We start from the raw sequence: 14023 nt of genomic DNA on the forward strand, positions 1-14023 counted from the left end.
GCTCTAATGTTGTTACAAGTTGTTACAGTCGCCTGACGTCGGGCGAACGGGACCACGCGGAAATGCCCGATACACCGATCCAGATCCTGGTTGTCGACGACGATTCGGCCTTGCGCGCTCTGCTGGGAGATTATCTCGCCGGAGAGGGCTTCAGCGTTGCAGGGGCCGAGGACGGCGTAGCGATGGATGCCTGGTTGGCGGAGCATGAGACTGACCTGGTCATCCTCGACCTGATGCTCCCCGGCGAGGACGGTCTGACCTTGGCGCGTCGACTGCGTGCGCGCGCGGACACCCCGATCATCATGCTGTCGGCCCGCGGCGACGATATCGATCGGATCGTCGGCCTGGAGGTCGGTGCCGACGACTACATGCCCAAGCCCTTCAATCCGCGGGAGCTGCTGGCGCGAATCCGTGCCGTGTTGCGCCGTCGCGCCCCGAGCGCGCCGCCTGAGCCCCGCGAGGACGAGGCCGTCATCCGCTTCGGGCCCTATCGGCTCGACCTCGGCCAACGGGAGCTGCGACGCGGCGACGAGTCCGTCGTGCTCACCTCGGGCGAGCTCGAGCTGCTGCGCATCCTTGCCGAGCATCCCGACCGCGTCTTGGATCGCGATCTGCTGCTCGACCTGCTCAAGGGCTACGAGCGCTCGCCCTTCGATCGCAGCATCGACGTGCAGATCGCGCGATTGCGCGCGAAGATCGAGCCGGATACGAAGCGCCCGCGCTACATCCGCACCATCTGGGGCAAGGGTTACATGTTCACGCCCGCCGGGGACGCATGAAGCTCTTTGCGCGACTGATCCCTGCAAGCCTGTTCGGGCGCGCCTTGCTGACCTTGGTCTTCACCTTCGGCCTGTTCGGCCTCATCACCTTTTGGGTGATCGTCTCCTATGCCCTGGCGCCGGTCGCGCAGCGCTCCGCTTCGGATCTGGCGAGCATCATGGTGCTCTCGGCGCGGACCCTTCGCCAGCTCCCGGCGGAGATGCGCGACGACTATCGCACCAGGCTGGCCCGGGAGTACCAGATCCGACTCGCCGAGGAGCGTCCGCTCACGGACGTGAACCACTTTTTCTTCCCTTACATCGGCCAGCTCAAACGCGCCTTGGGAGACCGACTCGGCGGCGAGGTGGAGATCGTCACGAGTGTCGCCAACAGCGAGCGGTGGTTCTGGGTCGCACTCGACGCAGGCGGCGACACGGTCTGGGCAGGGTTCCCTCGAAGCCGGGTCGAGACACGCCCGATCGAAGGACTGTCGGTCATTATCGGTGTCGCCGTGCTTTTAATCGTGGGAAGCGCGGTGATTCTCGCCGGACGCGTCACCCAGCCGCTGAATCGCCTCTCCAAGGCCGCCGAGCAGGTCGCGCTCGGCTACTCGCCCGCCGTCTTGTCCGAAAGCGGCCCCAAAGAGCTCGCGAACCTCGCGCGCCAGTTCAATGCCACCAGTCGACGTATCCGCGAGCTGATCGCCAACCGCACTCTGCTGCTCGCCGGGATCTCGCACGACCTGCGCACGCCGCTGACGCGCCTGCGTCTCGCCCTGGAGATGCTGCCGCGCGGCACCGCGCCGGCGCTCGTCGCCCGGATGGAGCGCGACATCGAGGAGATGAACGCGCTCATCACGCAGGCAATCGATTTCGGGAAAAGCCTCGAAACAGGAAATCGCGAGGAGATCGAGCTCGCCGCCTTGATCGACGACCTGGTAGCCGGTCGGCCGCGGGTGATCTGGCAACGCACTCGACCGTGTCGCTATCGCGTCGACGCGCTCGCCTTGCGCCGCATCCTGACGAATCTTCTCGAAAACGCCCTGCGCTATAGTCAGGACCTGGTCGAGATCCATCTCGACTGCAAGATGGCGACGCCCGTGATCTACGTCCTCGATCGCGGACCGGGAATCCCGGAAGCCGAGCGGGAGGCCGTCTTTCGTCCCTACTACCGTCTTGAAACCTCGCGCAGCCGCCTGACCGGCGGCACGGGCTTGGGTCTCGCCGTGGCTTACCAGCTCGCCCTGTCCAACCAGATGGAGCTTCATCTGGACACGCGTCGCGGCGGCGGCACCGCAGCGAGCGTTCGCTTGCCGCCGCTCGAGCTCGAGATCGCGCGTGGACCGAGCAACGGCACGGCGGTTGACGCGCCGTCCGCGGGTGCCTAAATTCCGCCCTGACGTTCATCAATCCGCTCGACCACCCGGAGCCCTTTGCGATGCTGCAACCTGGCGATCACGCGCCCGCCTTCACCCTCCCCAACGCGGATATGGGACGGGTCAGTCTCGACCGGCTCCTCGGGCAACGTAACCTGGTGATCTACTTTTACCCGAAGGACGACACGCCGGGCTGCACGATGGAGGCGCTCGACTTCACCGACCTACAAGCCGACTTCGACGCCGCCGAGACCGATGTCGTCGGCATCAGCCGCGACACCTGCACCAGTCACGGCGCCTTCCGCGACAAATACGGCTTGACCGTTCAATTACTCGCCGATACCGAGGGCGAGGCCTGCGAGGCTTACGGCGTCTGGCGCGAAAAGGAGGCGCACGGCGAGAAACGCATGGGGATCGTCCGCTCGACCTTCATCGTCGACAAAAGCGGCGTGATCCGACACGCGCTCTACGACGTCAAGCCCAAGGGCCATGCCGCTCAGATCCTGGAACTGGTCCAGGCGCTCTGACCCGCAACCGGGGGCGACCATCGAGATGCTCTCGCCGCCGACCGAGGAGAGACGATCGCTCTCCTCGGTCGAGCCGGGATCAGGGGCCGACGCGCCGTCGCCTACGATCGACCCCGAGCCGCGTTCGGAGACCTCGCGCAGCGTGAAGCTGCGCGCCTACATCCTGATCTTCCTCCTGATCTTCGGCCTGACCCCGCTTGTCTTGGCCGTGCTGATCAACCTCCCGCTGGTGCTCGATCGCACCGCGATGTTCTACCAGCGTGCCTATCTGCAGAATCTGCGCGCGGACTTTCGTGATCTCGACCAGCATCTGGCCAGTCGCCACGAGATGATCCGACTGCTCTCGAAGCTGCCCGAGCCCGGCCTGATCCTCGGCGAGCAGGGCGATGCGGATCAGATCGATGTCGCACGCGCGCGCTACACCGCCTGGATCAACCAGATCGTCGCCGATCAGCGCGACATTATTCAGATCCTCTTCGTCGGCGATGACGGTCAGGAGCGCTTCTGGCTGGCGCGCGATGCCCGCACGCAGGAATGGCGACCCACCGCCTCGCCCCCGCAGGTCCCGAATCGCGAATTCCTGACCGCCGGGCTCGATCTGCAGTCCGGCGCGGTGATGGTCAGCCGAATCCGCATCGACCCCTTGGCGGGTGTCGAAGACCCGCGCCAGCTCATGACCTTGAGTCTGGTCAGCCGAATCGGCGGGGAGAAACCGGAAGACCCGCGAGGGGTGGTGGTGATGACCATCGATGTCGGCGGGCTCGCCCAGTTCTATCGGGACACGCTCTGGGTGAATCACGACGGCAGCTATCTGCGTCCCGGTCAGCCGGCAAGCGGCCAGCCCGAGGCCTTCGATGCCTTCCCCGGCTTGGCCGAGATCTTTGCCGGCGGCACCCTTGCCGTCTGGAAGGGCCGCCAAGGCCGCCAGCTGCTCTGGGTACCCATGTTCTTGACCGAGGACGGCGTGCCGCTCTGGGTCGGCCGGGCGGTGGATCCCTCGCCCATCGAGGAGTTTCGCGACGCGCTGATCGTGCGTGTCCTGTCCATCATCTTCCTGCTGATCTTGGTCGTGATGGTGCTGGCCCGTTGGATCGCCGCCCGTGCCGAGCATTTCGGCGAGGAGCTCCGGGGCGGAATCGGACAGGTGCTGCGCGACGGTCGACCGCTGCGCTTCAGTTGGCGCGGGCCGCGGGAGATCCGCGAGCTCGGCGAGCAGCTCACCGCGCTGGCGCAGACCCACGCCGAGCACCTGCAGACGGCGCAAGCGCATACGCGCGAGCTGGAACGATCCAATCGGTACAAGTCCGAGTTCCTGGCCAACGTCAGCCATGAGCTGCGCACGCCGCTGAACTCGATCCTCCTGCTCTCGAAGATGTTGGCCGCCGAGACCAGCGGACTCAATCCGGGGCAGCGACGCCAGGCGCAGGTGATCCACGAGGCCGGGCGCGATCTGCGGACCATGATCGACAACATCCTGGACATCTCGCGGATCGAGGCCGGGCATGTCGCCGTGACCTCCGACTGGGTCGAGCTGCGTCCGATGCTGGAAGAGCTGATCGAGCTGGTCGAACCCATGGTGTCGGAGAAGCCGGTCGTGCTCGACCTCGCTGTCGACCCGCGCGCTGCGACAAGGGTCTATACGGACCGCGACAAGCTGCGGCAGATCCTCAAGAATTTTCTCTCGAATGCCGTAAAGTTCACCGAGCAGGGTCGCATCACGCTGGCGGTCGACGCGGGCGAGGATCCCCGACGGCAGGTCGTGCTCAGTGTCGCCGACACCGGAATCGGGATCCCGCTCGACAAACAAGAGATCATCTTCGAGGCCTTTCAGCAGGCCGACGGATCGACGCGGCGTCGCTACGGCGGTACCGGTTTGGGACTCTCCATCAGCCGCGAGCTCGCGCTGTTGCTCGGCGGACGGATCACAGTGGAAAGCGCCCCCGGGGCCGGTGCCTGCTTCAGGCTTGACATGCCCGTTGCAGCCGTCGCCGTCGAGCCGATCGGGGTCGTCTCCCCCGCGGCACCCACGAGCGCACACGCCACACCGCTACCGCCGTTGGACTCGCCCGGCACGCTCCCTCCGACCTCGGTCAGGGGTTCCGGCACAACCTCGCGCGGCGGCTGGGTGCTGATCGTCGAGCGTGACGTCAAGACACTCGTGCAGCTCGCCTCCGAGCTATCGCGGCGAGACCTGCGCATTCAAACCGCAGCCGATCTCGACGAGGCGCTCGAGACCCTGCAGGAAGAGGGCGAAGGTTGCGAGCTGGTGCTTCTGGCCGCCGGGATGTCCGACGAAATGACCTGTGCTACGATTCGCACTCTAATGAGCCGTAATACGGGGCCTCACCCGGCCGTTGCCGTGCTCGGCGATCGATCGGCCAAGACCCGGGTTGCCGATTGCTTGGGTGCGGGTGCCGTTGAATTTCTATCCAAACCCATCGATCCCGATCAACTCACTGCGCTGCTTGCCGATGTGCTGCCGGACAGACCCCTCCCGGAGGCATCCGCAGCGGTCCGCGAATCGATCGTTTGAACCGCCCGAGACCAGCTCTCGACGGTTCCGGGCGCACAAGGGCAGACGACATGACCCGCTACGCCGGATTCAAGCTGCTGATCGTCGACGACCACGCTCACAATCTCTTTACGCTCAGAACCTTGATCGAGAGCGAGATGGATGTCGAGGTTCTCGAGGCCACCTCCGGGCAAGACGCCATCGACCTGACCCATCGGCACCCGGACATCGACCTCATCATCCTCGATGTACAGATGCCCGAGATGGACGGGTTCGAGACCGCATCCATGCTCAAATTGCGCAAACGCACGCGCGATATCCCGATCATCTTCCTGACGGCCGCCTTCAAATCGGAGGAGTTTCAGCAACGCGGATTCGCCGTCGGCGCCGTCGACTATCTGCTCAAACCGATCGACGACAACCTTTTGATCAACAAGATCAGCACTTACTTCAGGCTGATCGAGAAAGAGCGCGAGCTCAACCGGACCCTCGAGCAGACGGTCGCGCAACGTACGGCAGAGCTTGCCGAGGCAAGGCAGTACCTGGAGAACATCATCACCCACATGGGCGAGGCGCTCTTGGTGTTGGACCCCGGCGGCACCATCAAACACACCAATCCGGCGGCGTGGAAGATGCTCGGCTACTGTGCCGACAATCTACGCGGCATGTCCATCGGAGACGTGTTCGAGGAGGAAGGCGATGCCGAGGCCGGCGCCTTCATGGGGACCTGGCTGGAGGCGCTGATCCGCACCGGCGCCTTGAGTCGGATCGAGGCGCGATTCATTGCCCGCGACGGGCGGCGGGTCCCGATTCTCTTCTCGCGGACCGCGGTGAAGGATCCCGAAGGGCGTATCAGCGATATCATCTGCATCGCAAAGGACATGACCGGCTATGTACGGGTCGCAGAGAACGAGAACGCGCGTGCCCTGCCGACAGGGGGATCAACAACGACACGATAAGATTGGAGCCCCTAGGGAGGAGCAAGCATGAGTGAACCAATGGTCCCGGAGACCCCGGAAGAGGATGAAAACACGACCCTGACCGCCAACGCCCTCAAGGCGATGGCGCACCCGCTGCGGTGGAAGATCCTCTGCTCGCTCGGCGACAAGGAGCTCTCCGTCGGCGAGATCGTCGACCGAACCGGGACCTCGCAGAGCAACATTTCTCAGCACCTCGAGCAGCTGCGCAACAAGAACATCGTCGTCGCGCGCAAAGAGGCCAATCGGATCTACTACCGCATCCGCAACGATCAGTTGCTGGATCTGATCGGCATCATGCGCGATGTACTTTGCCCTGCGAATCTGGACGACCGATTCCCGAAATAGACCGCGGTTTCTGCGTAACCGCATGCCTAAACCGCGCCCCCTAAGGGCCATGGGTGCATCAAAGGTCGAACTCACCCGAAAGTGAGCATCGCCCGCGGGACGCGGTTTAGACCCGCGGGTCGTCGGCTCTGCCCGGACGCAAGGCCGAATCGAGATTCGCGGCCTGCGGTCGTGATCAAACAGCGGGTCGGAAATGGTTTAAGCACCCAATCCAGTCGTTGTCGTTGTCGAGAACGACAACCGCGGTAACGGCATCCTCTCGTGGCGTCGTTTTACTCATTGCTGAAGCGTTCCTGAGATAATGCCCGCCCACTCCACTCAGGACGATCCCACATGCTCGATCCCAACACCTGGTTCTCCGAGGTCGCCGACGCCGACGGCGCCGCCTTTTCGCTGCGTATCTCCTCGAAACTCCACGAGGAGCAAAGCCCCTACCAGCACATCGAGATCTACGAGACCGAAGGCTTCGGCCATCTCATGGTGATCGACGGCTGCACCATGCTCTCGACCCGCGACAACTTTCTCTATCACGAGATGATGTCGCATCCGGCGCTCTTCACACATCCGGACCCCAAGCGCGTCTGCATCATCGGGGGCGGCGATTGCGGAACCTTGCGCGAGGTGTTGAAGCACCCCGGCGTCGAGCAGGCGGTTCAGATCGATATCGACGAGCGGGTAACACGTCTCTCCGAGATGTTTTTTCCGGAGCTCACGGCCTCCAACGGGGATCCGCGGGCACACTTGTTGTTCGAGGACGGGGTGCGCTGGATCCAGGAGGCGGATGCCGGCAGTCTCGATATCATCATCGTCGACAGTACCGACCCGGTCGGACCCGCGGTCGGTCTCTTCACCAGCGACTTCTACGCCGACTGCCGACGCGCCTTGGGCGCGGGCGGCATTCTGGTTCAACAGAGCGAATCCCCGCTGTATCACATGCGCATCCTGACCGAGATGCACACCGCGATGCGCAGCGCGGGCTTCCGTGACACCCGCACGCTCTTGTTTCCTCAACCGATCTATCCCTCCGGCTGGTGGAGCGCAACGATGGCGGGCACCGACCTGACGCTCGGGGATTTTCGTGCCGAAGACGCCGCTCGCAAAGCGTTCGATACCCACTACTACAACTCCGAGATCCATCGCGCAGCCCTGGCTCAACCTGAGTTCTTTCGCCGCGCGCTCGCCGAGATCGCCGACTGAGCCGAGTTGCGCGGGCCTTCCGAGGCGATTCGCGGCACAAAAAAGGGGCCCAAAGGGCCCCGAAGAATTCACAACAGCGCAAAACAGACGATCAGACGGCTCCGCGAGCCCCGACAAACTCGGGATAGGCCTCCAGGCCGCACTCGCCGATGTCCACACCCTCGTATTCCTCCTCTTCGCTGACTCGAATGCCCATGACAAGCTTGAGGATCAGCCAGACGATGAAGGAGGTCACGAACACCCACCCCAGAATGGTACCGAGACCGATCCCCTGAGCAGCGAAGCTCGCATCGCTGTTGGTGATGGGCACCGCCATGAGGCCCCACATCCCGACCACACCATGTACGGAGATGGCACCGACCGGATCATCCACCCGCAGCTTGTCCATGGTCACGATCGCGAAAACCACGATCACCCCGCCGATCGCCCCGATCATGGTCGCGAGCAACGGAGAAGGCGTGAGCGGCTCGGCCGTGATCGCGACCAGCCCGGCGAGTGCGCCGTTGAGGGCCATCGTGAGATCGGCCTTGCCGAACAACAGGCGTGCCGTGATGAGACCGAAGATGGTGCCGCCGGCCGCGGACATGTTGGTGTTCACGAACACCGCCGCCACCGCGTTGGCATCCTCGATGTTCGAGATCACCAGCTGCGAGCCGCCGTTGAAGCCGAACCAGCCGAGCCAGAGGATAAAGGTCCCGAGCGTGGCGATCGGCATGTTCGCGCCCGGGATCGCGTTGATCGATCCGTCTTTTCCGTACTTGCCCTTGCGCGCACCCAGCAGGAGAACCCCTGCAAGCGCGGCCGAGGCGCCGGCCAGATGCACGAGTCCGGAGCCCGCGAAGTCGAGGAATCCGAGCTCGTCGAGGAACCCGCCGCCCCACTTCCAGTAGCCTTGCATCGGATAGATGAAGCCGGTCATCACGACCGCAAAGAGCAGGAAGGCCCAGAGCTTCATCCGCTCGGCCACGGCACCCGAAACGATCGACATGGCGGTGGCCACGAAGACGACCTGGAAGAAGAAGTCGGCCATCGAGGAATAGTAGGTCTCCCCGTCGCTTCCCATGACCTCTTCGACGCTGTTGTCGCCGCCGAACATGAAGCCCCAATCGATGGCTGGGATGAAACCGTTGCCGTCGGCGGGATACATGATCCCGTACCCGACCAGCATGTACATGATCGAGGCGATCGCGAAGAGTGCGATGTTCTTGGTCAGGATTTCAGCGGTGTTCTTGGCGCGGACCATCCCGGCCTCGAGCATCGCGAAGCCGGCAGCCATCCACATGACCAGTGCGCCGGAGATGAGAAAGTAAAAAGTATCGAGCGCGTAGCTCAACTCGGTAATTGCTTCCACTTGAGAATCTCCAAAGAGGTTCGAGGCGAGGCAGGGACCGAGGCGGAGGAATCCGCCTCGGCAAGCGGCCTAAAGGATATAGCCGCGCTCGCCATGCTGAGAAAGGTCGAGACCTTCGGTTTCCTGCTCCTCGGTGACACGCAGACCGATCACGAGATCGACCAGCTTGAGGATGATGTAGGTCAGGATCACGGTGTAAACCAAGGTAAATAGCACCCCTTTGGTTTGGATCCACACCTGTCCGGGCATACTCATGCCCTCGGCGAGACCGGCACCGCCGAGCGCGGCCGAGACGAACACGCCGGTCAGGATCGCGCCGACGATCCCGCCGACCGCATGCACGCCGAACACGTCGAGCGAGTCGTCGTAGCCCAAGGCCCGTTTGAGCTTGGTCGAAGCGAGGAAACAGATGATCCCGGAGGCGACACCGATCGCGAGCGCACCGAGCGGTCCGGCCGTTCCGGACGCCGGCGTGATCGCGACGAGCCCGGCAACTGCACCGGTGGCGATACCGAGGACGCTCGGCTTGCCGTGCAACACCCACTCGGAGAACATCCAGGCAAGCGCGGCTGCCGCCGTTGCGACCTGGGTCACGAGCATGGCCATTCCGGCGCTTTCGTTTGCGGCGACTGCACTACCGGCATTGAATCCGAACCACCCCACCCAGAGCATCGATGCGCCGAGCAGCGTATACCCCAGATTGTGCGGAGGCATGGCCGTGTGCGGATAGCCCTTGCGCTTACCCAAAACCAATGCAGTGACGAGACCCGCGACCCCGGCATTGATGTGCACCACGGTACCGCCGGCGAAGTCCAGAACGCCCCAATCCCACATCAGCGCCCCGTCGCCGCCCCAGACCATATGGGCGATCGGCAGGTAGACGATGGTGAACCAGATCCCCATAAACCAGAGCAATGCGGAGAACTTCATGCGCTCCGCGAAGGCACCGACGATCAGAGCCGGGGTGATGATGGCGAAGGTCATCTGAAAGGTCGCAAAGACGGTCTCGGGAATCGCTGCCGTGAGACTCTCGCGTGTCACCCCGCCAAGCAGGACCTTATCCAGTCCGCCGATAAAGGTGTTGATGTTGAGGGCGCCGGACTCCATGCCCTGCGTCGAAAACGCCAGACTGTAGCCGTAGAGCACCCAGAGAATCGTCATCAGTGCAGCAATGGCGAAACACTGCATCAAGATCGAAAGAACGTTCTTGGCGCGGACCAAACCGCCGTAGAAGAGCGCTAGACCCGGGATGGTCATGAACAGTACGAGCGCGGTAGCCGTCAGCATCCATGCGGTATCGCCGCTGTTCAGAACAGGCACTTCCTCGGCGAACGCCAACGCAGGCATCAGCAGCGAAAGAGCCGCCAAGGCCGGTACGGCCAATCGTCGCGGTTCCAATGTGTACATCGTTGCGATCCTCTCGGAGACGACTAGAGTGCGTCCGATCCGGTCTCGCCGGTACGAATGCGGATGACTTGCTGGAGGTCGAAGACGAAGATCTTGCCGTCGCCGATCTTGCCGGTCCGAGCCGCGCTGCTGATGGCCTCGATCACCTTCTCGACCATCGCATCGTCGACGGCGATCTCGACCTTGATCTTGGGGAGGAAATCCACGACATATTCGGCGCCGCGATAGAGCTCCGTATGACCTTTTTGACGACCGAAACCCTTGACCTCGATGACGGTGATACCGGATACGCCGATGTCTCCGAGTGCCTCGCGGACGTCGTCCAACTTGAACGGCTTGATGATGGCTGCAACCAGTTTCATTGCAATTAAGCTCCTGTAGGGGCCAAGAGCGAACCCTTGGCCGAGGGATTGGAATCGCGAGTGCGAGGCGGGGTGATTCAGAACTCCTTCAACCAGCCGACCCAGAACTGCGGGTCGTCGTTGTAGGTATCGCGTCCGACCTGGTCGTAATTCAAGCTGAAGGTGCCGAAATCGCCGGCCTCGCGACTGATCGTCAGACCCCAGTGGCCATAGTCGTTGCCGCCGTCGTTGTAATCGAAATCGTAATAGCCGCCACGAATGCCGAGACCGAAGTCGTAGGGCAGTGCGAAATCGAGACTGGCGTAGTAATACCAGTCTCCTTCGACGAAGAGTGCTTCGCCGGAGGTCACGCCGGGGGCATCGTCGGCTTGGCCATAGACCGTATAGGCCAATCCCGCCGTCAACCATTTCCAGGTCGCACTGCCGCCGATTTCCGCGAAATCGAGATCCTTGCCATCAGGGTATGCGTAGTAGATGGCGTTGATGTCGAAGCTGAGGTCGTCGTTGACCGCGATGCCGTAACCTAAGTAGCCGTCGAGCTCGTAACCGGGCGAATTGAAGGTATCGACGACATCGAACGTTTGCTCGTCGAAATCAACCTCGTACTCGACGCCGTCGCCGAAATCGACATTGGAGATCCAGGCACCCGCATAGAAGCCACTGCTGTGCTCGTAGTCGACCCCACCCTGGACGGCCGGCCCGTCGTCGGTTTGGGTCAACCCGCGGAAGAGGTAGTTGCTGACCACGCCGATATTGGCGCTGAAGTTATGCGTCTCGTCGGCCGCGGCGATCTGGAAGGTGCCGGCGCTCATGGTCAGCGCTCCAAGCGCCAGAACGGTTCCGATGCGTCGTGTTGTCATTGCTGTGTGCCTCTCGATAGTGCGGGCTTGCTAGGCGAGGTTGAAAATAGACCGGCGGGCGCCCGAATGACCTTGCCGGTTGTGACCATGTGATGTCGGTCTAGCAGATCGCGTGCCACAGTCCATCATCCCCTGAGAAAGACGTATTTCAGCATCATGTGACAAAGACACAACACTACAGCGCACCGATTTGACGCATGAGCGGAACCCCGAAGAACCGAGCGCACCAAGAAAGTGCGTCATGCGCGCGCGGGGGCGACGCCCGTCGACGAGGCGTCGCGCCTCTCCGGCGTGCAGGCGCATCGCCGATCCGGCGTACGCGGGACGTGCAAGGCGGCGAAGAACCCACGGGCGCTCGGTATATAATGGCGCTCGAGTTGACTCGCGGCGTCTTTCGCGACGCCGAAGTCGACGCGGCATCGGACCGAGCTTCCCCGCTTTCAGGTCGGAGTCACGCGTCAAACCAAGACCGCAGTTAAGAGGAATTTCCCCATGCTGGATCCCAAACAGCTCGACGATCTCGCTCAGCGCCTCGCATCGGCGATGCCGAAAGGCATCCAGATGTTGCAGGAAGACATCGGCCGTAATCTCCGAGCTTCGCTCGAATCCGGACTCGACAAGCTCGACTTGGTGACCCGCGAGGAGTTCGACGTCCAGTCGGCCGTCCTGGCACGCACCCGCGAGAAGCTGGCGTTGCTCGAAGCGCGCATCGCAGACTTGGAACGCGTGCGCGCACCGACCCCTACAGAGGCGGACTGACCTCCACGCAGCGAGCAAGACCGTGGCCCTCTGCATCCTGCATAGCCGTGCGCGGGTCGGAATCTATGCCCCCGCCGTGACGGTCGAGGTCCATCTTTCCGGAGGGCTGCCCTATCTGTCGATGGTCGGTTTGCCCGAGATGGCGGTCAAAGAGAGCAAGGACCGGGTGCGCGGCGCCTTGCTGAACGGCCGGTTCCAGTTTCCGGTCGGTCGCGTCACGATCAACCTGGCACCCGCGGATCTCCCGAAGGAAGGCGGGCGCTTCGATCTTCCGATCGCGCTCGGCATCCTGGGCGCTTCCGGACAGATCGCCACGGATCGGCTCGAGCGCTACGAGTGGATCGGGGAGCTTGCACTCTCGGGGACCTTGCGACCCGTCAACGGTGTCCTGCCGGTCGCCGTCGCGGCACGCGAGGCGGGCCGGGAGTTGATCCTGCCTGCGGAGAATGCCGCCGAGGCGTCGCTGGTTTCCGGGCTCGACATCCGACCGGCGCGGCACCTCATGGAGGTGTGCGAGCATCTCAACGGGACCCGGGTACTGCCGACCTTCGTGGCGGGCGAACGGGTTTTCGTCGAGCCTGTCTATCCCGACCTCGCGGAGGTCAGAGGTCAGGAGCATGCGAAACGGGCCCTCGAGATCGCGGCCGCGGGCGGCCACAGCCTGCTTTTGATCGGCCCGCCCGGGACCGGAAAATCGATGTTGGCCAACCGGCTCCCCGGACTCTTGCCGGCGCTGAGCGAGGACGAAGCACTGGAGGCGGCGGCGATTCGCTCGGTGAGCGACCGCGACCTGTTCGACCCGGCGCGCTGGCGCGAGCGCCCGTTTCGCTCGCCGCATCACACGGCATCGGGTGTCGCGCTGGTGGGCGGGGGCAGCAACCCGCGACCGGGCGAGATCTCGCTCGCGCACCAAGGGGTCTTGTTTCTCGACGAACTGCCGGAGTTCGACCGCAAGGTCCTGGAGGTCTTGCGCGAGCCCTTGGAGTCCGGTCATATCGACATCTCGCGGGCGGCACGACAGGCGCGTTTTCCGGCACGCTTTCAGTTGATCGCCGCGATGAACCCCTGTCCATGCGGCTATCTCGGCGACAACAGCGGTCGCTGTCGGTGTACCCTCGACCAGGTGGGACGCTATCGCGGACGCATCTCGGGACCCCTGCTCGACCGGATCGACATGCACGTCGAGGTCCCTCGGCTGGATCTCTCTCGACTGAGCGAAGCCGCCTCGGAGACGCGGGAGACGACGGCGCTCGTGCGACAGCGTGTAGACACCGCACGCGCCCGCCAGCTTGCGCGCGCGGGCAAGGCCAACCATGTCTTAGGACCCGCCGAGATCGAGCGCGACTGCGCCCTGGAGCCCGACGGCCAACGCATGATCCAACAGGCAATCACCCGCCTGGCCCTATCGGCGCGGGCCTACCACCGGATCCTGAAGGTGGCCCGAACGATTGCCGATCTCGACGGCCTCGCGCGAATCGAGCAGCAACATCTCGGCGAAGCGATCGGCTACCGTCGGCTCGACCGAGGCAATCCGGCACCCACCTAAACCGCGTCCAGAGCGACATGCGTCATCGTCATCGTCATCATGT

The 14023-nt window shown here is 63.5% G+C and carries 13 protein-coding genes; 9 read left to right on the top strand and 4 right to left on the bottom strand.

Annotated elements, in window-relative coordinates; genetic code table 11:
- Nucleotides 1–62: 62 nt before the first annotated feature.
- From THIMADRAFT_RS15825 to speE, 7 genes are all read left to right on the top strand, one after another.
- Nucleotides 63–779, top strand: a complete 717-nt coding sequence (locus THIMADRAFT_RS15825) for a response regulator (protein WP_007194082.1) — start codon at nucleotides 63–65, stop codon at nucleotides 777–779.
- Nucleotides 776–2146: an ATP-binding protein gene (locus THIMADRAFT_RS15830; RefSeq protein WP_007194083.1), complete on the top strand. Its 1371-nt coding sequence runs from the start codon at nucleotides 776–778 to the stop codon at nucleotides 2144–2146. Before THIMADRAFT_RS15825 ends, THIMADRAFT_RS15830 begins: the two co-directional genes overlap by 4 nt.
- A gap of 50 nt (nucleotides 2147–2196) precedes the next feature.
- Nucleotides 2197–2661, top strand: coding sequence for a peroxiredoxin (locus THIMADRAFT_RS15835; protein WP_007194084.1), 465 nt, complete (start codon nucleotides 2197–2199; stop codon nucleotides 2659–2661).
- A gap of 142 nt (nucleotides 2662–2803) precedes the next feature.
- Nucleotides 2804–5194 carry an ATP-binding response regulator gene (locus THIMADRAFT_RS15840; protein WP_050799598.1) on the top strand — a complete coding sequence of 797 codons (2391 nt, stop codon included), beginning with the start codon at nucleotides 2804–2806 and terminating at the stop codon, nucleotides 5192–5194.
- Nucleotides 5195–5244: 50 nt separating this feature from the next.
- Nucleotides 5245–6132 (top strand): ATP-binding response regulator, encoded by an 888-nt coding sequence (locus THIMADRAFT_RS15845; protein ID WP_007194086.1) that lies wholly within the window; start codon nucleotides 5245–5247, stop codon nucleotides 6130–6132.
- Between the two features lie 27 nt (nucleotides 6133–6159).
- Complete coding sequence (locus THIMADRAFT_RS15850) at nucleotides 6160–6498, top strand: ArsR/SmtB family transcription factor (RefSeq protein ID WP_007194087.1); 339 nt, start codon at nucleotides 6160–6162, stop codon at nucleotides 6496–6498.
- A 333-nt stretch (nucleotides 6499–6831) separates the two neighbouring features.
- Nucleotides 6832–7695 (top strand): polyamine aminopropyltransferase, encoded by an 864-nt coding sequence (speE, locus tag THIMADRAFT_RS15855; RefSeq protein WP_007194088.1) that lies wholly within the window; start codon nucleotides 6832–6834, stop codon nucleotides 7693–7695.
- A 91-nt stretch (nucleotides 7696–7786) separates the two neighbouring features.
- Here the strand turns inward: speE and THIMADRAFT_RS15860 are convergent, their stop codons facing one another.
- The 4 genes from THIMADRAFT_RS15860 to THIMADRAFT_RS15875 all read right to left on the bottom strand — a co-directional run bounded on the left by THIMADRAFT_RS15860 (nucleotide 7787) and on the right by THIMADRAFT_RS15875 (nucleotide 11675).
- Nucleotides 7787–9046, bottom strand: coding sequence for an ammonium transporter (locus THIMADRAFT_RS15860; RefSeq protein WP_007194089.1), 1260 nt, complete (start codon nucleotides 9044–9046; stop codon nucleotides 7787–7789).
- Between the two features lie 69 nt (nucleotides 9047–9115).
- Complete coding sequence (locus THIMADRAFT_RS15865) at nucleotides 9116–10453, bottom strand: ammonium transporter (RefSeq protein ID WP_007194090.1); 1338 nt, start codon at nucleotides 10451–10453, stop codon at nucleotides 9116–9118.
- Between the two features lie 23 nt (nucleotides 10454–10476).
- The gene (locus THIMADRAFT_RS15870; protein WP_007194091.1) at nucleotides 10477–10815 is read right to left on the bottom strand and encodes a P-II family nitrogen regulator; all 339 of its coding nucleotides are present in this window, start codon (nucleotides 10813–10815) and stop codon (nucleotides 10477–10479) included.
- A gap of 77 nt (nucleotides 10816–10892) precedes the next feature.
- Nucleotides 10893–11675: a TorF family putative porin gene (locus THIMADRAFT_RS15875; RefSeq protein WP_007194092.1), complete on the bottom strand. Its 783-nt coding sequence runs from the start codon at nucleotides 11673–11675 to the stop codon at nucleotides 10893–10895.
- A gap of 492 nt (nucleotides 11676–12167) precedes the next feature.
- On the opposite strand from THIMADRAFT_RS15875, the gene ubiK reads away from it, so the two are divergent.
- A complete protein-coding gene (ubiK, locus tag THIMADRAFT_RS15880) occupies nucleotides 12168–12434 on the top strand; it encodes a ubiquinone biosynthesis accessory factor UbiK (protein WP_007194093.1) in 267 nt (88 codons plus the stop codon).
- A gap of 22 nt (nucleotides 12435–12456) precedes the next feature.
- Nucleotides 12457–13980 carry a YifB family Mg chelatase-like AAA ATPase gene (locus THIMADRAFT_RS15885; RefSeq protein WP_007194094.1) on the top strand — a complete coding sequence of 508 codons (1524 nt, stop codon included), beginning with the start codon at nucleotides 12457–12459 and terminating at the stop codon, nucleotides 13978–13980.
- The last annotated feature ends 43 nt before the right edge of the window (nucleotides 13981–14023 follow it).

The organism is Thiocapsa marina 5811 (assembly GCF_000223985.1).
Classification (GTDB): Bacteria; Pseudomonadota; Gammaproteobacteria; order Chromatiales; family Chromatiaceae; genus Thiocapsa; species Thiocapsa marina.

What these genes read in the sequence shown, in the direction of transcription:
- THIMADRAFT_RS15825 (WP_007194082.1), top strand. Translation starts at nt 63, where the DNA reads ATGCCCGATACACCGATCCAGATCCTGGTTGTCGACGACGATTCGGCC.
- THIMADRAFT_RS15830 (WP_007194083.1), top strand. Translation starts at nt 776, where the DNA reads ATGAAGCTCTTTGCGCGACTGATCCCTGCAAGCCTGTTCGGGCGCGCC.
- THIMADRAFT_RS15835 (WP_007194084.1), top strand. Translation starts at nt 2,197, where the DNA reads ATGCTGCAACCTGGCGATCACGCGCCCGCCTTCACCCTCCCCAACGCG.
- THIMADRAFT_RS15845 (WP_007194086.1), top strand. Translation starts at nt 5,245, where the DNA reads ATGACCCGCTACGCCGGATTCAAGCTGCTGATCGTCGACGACCACGCT.
- THIMADRAFT_RS15850 (WP_007194087.1), top strand. Translation starts at nt 6,160, where the DNA reads ATGAGTGAACCAATGGTCCCGGAGACCCCGGAAGAGGATGAAAACACG.
- speE (WP_007194088.1), top strand. Translation starts at nt 6,832, where the DNA reads ATGCTCGATCCCAACACCTGGTTCTCCGAGGTCGCCGACGCCGACGGC.
- THIMADRAFT_RS15865 (WP_007194090.1), bottom strand. Translation starts at nt 10,453, where the DNA reads ATGTACACATTGGAACCGCGACGATTGGCCGTACCGGCCTTGGCGGCT.
- THIMADRAFT_RS15870 (WP_007194091.1), bottom strand. Translation starts at nt 10,815, where the DNA reads ATGAAACTGGTTGCAGCCATCATCAAGCCGTTCAAGTTGGACGACGTC.
- THIMADRAFT_RS15875 (WP_007194092.1), bottom strand. Translation starts at nt 11,675, where the DNA reads ATGACAACACGACGCATCGGAACCGTTCTGGCGCTTGGAGCGCTGACC.
- ubiK (WP_007194093.1), top strand. Translation starts at nt 12,168, where the DNA reads ATGCTGGATCCCAAACAGCTCGACGATCTCGCTCAGCGCCTCGCATCG.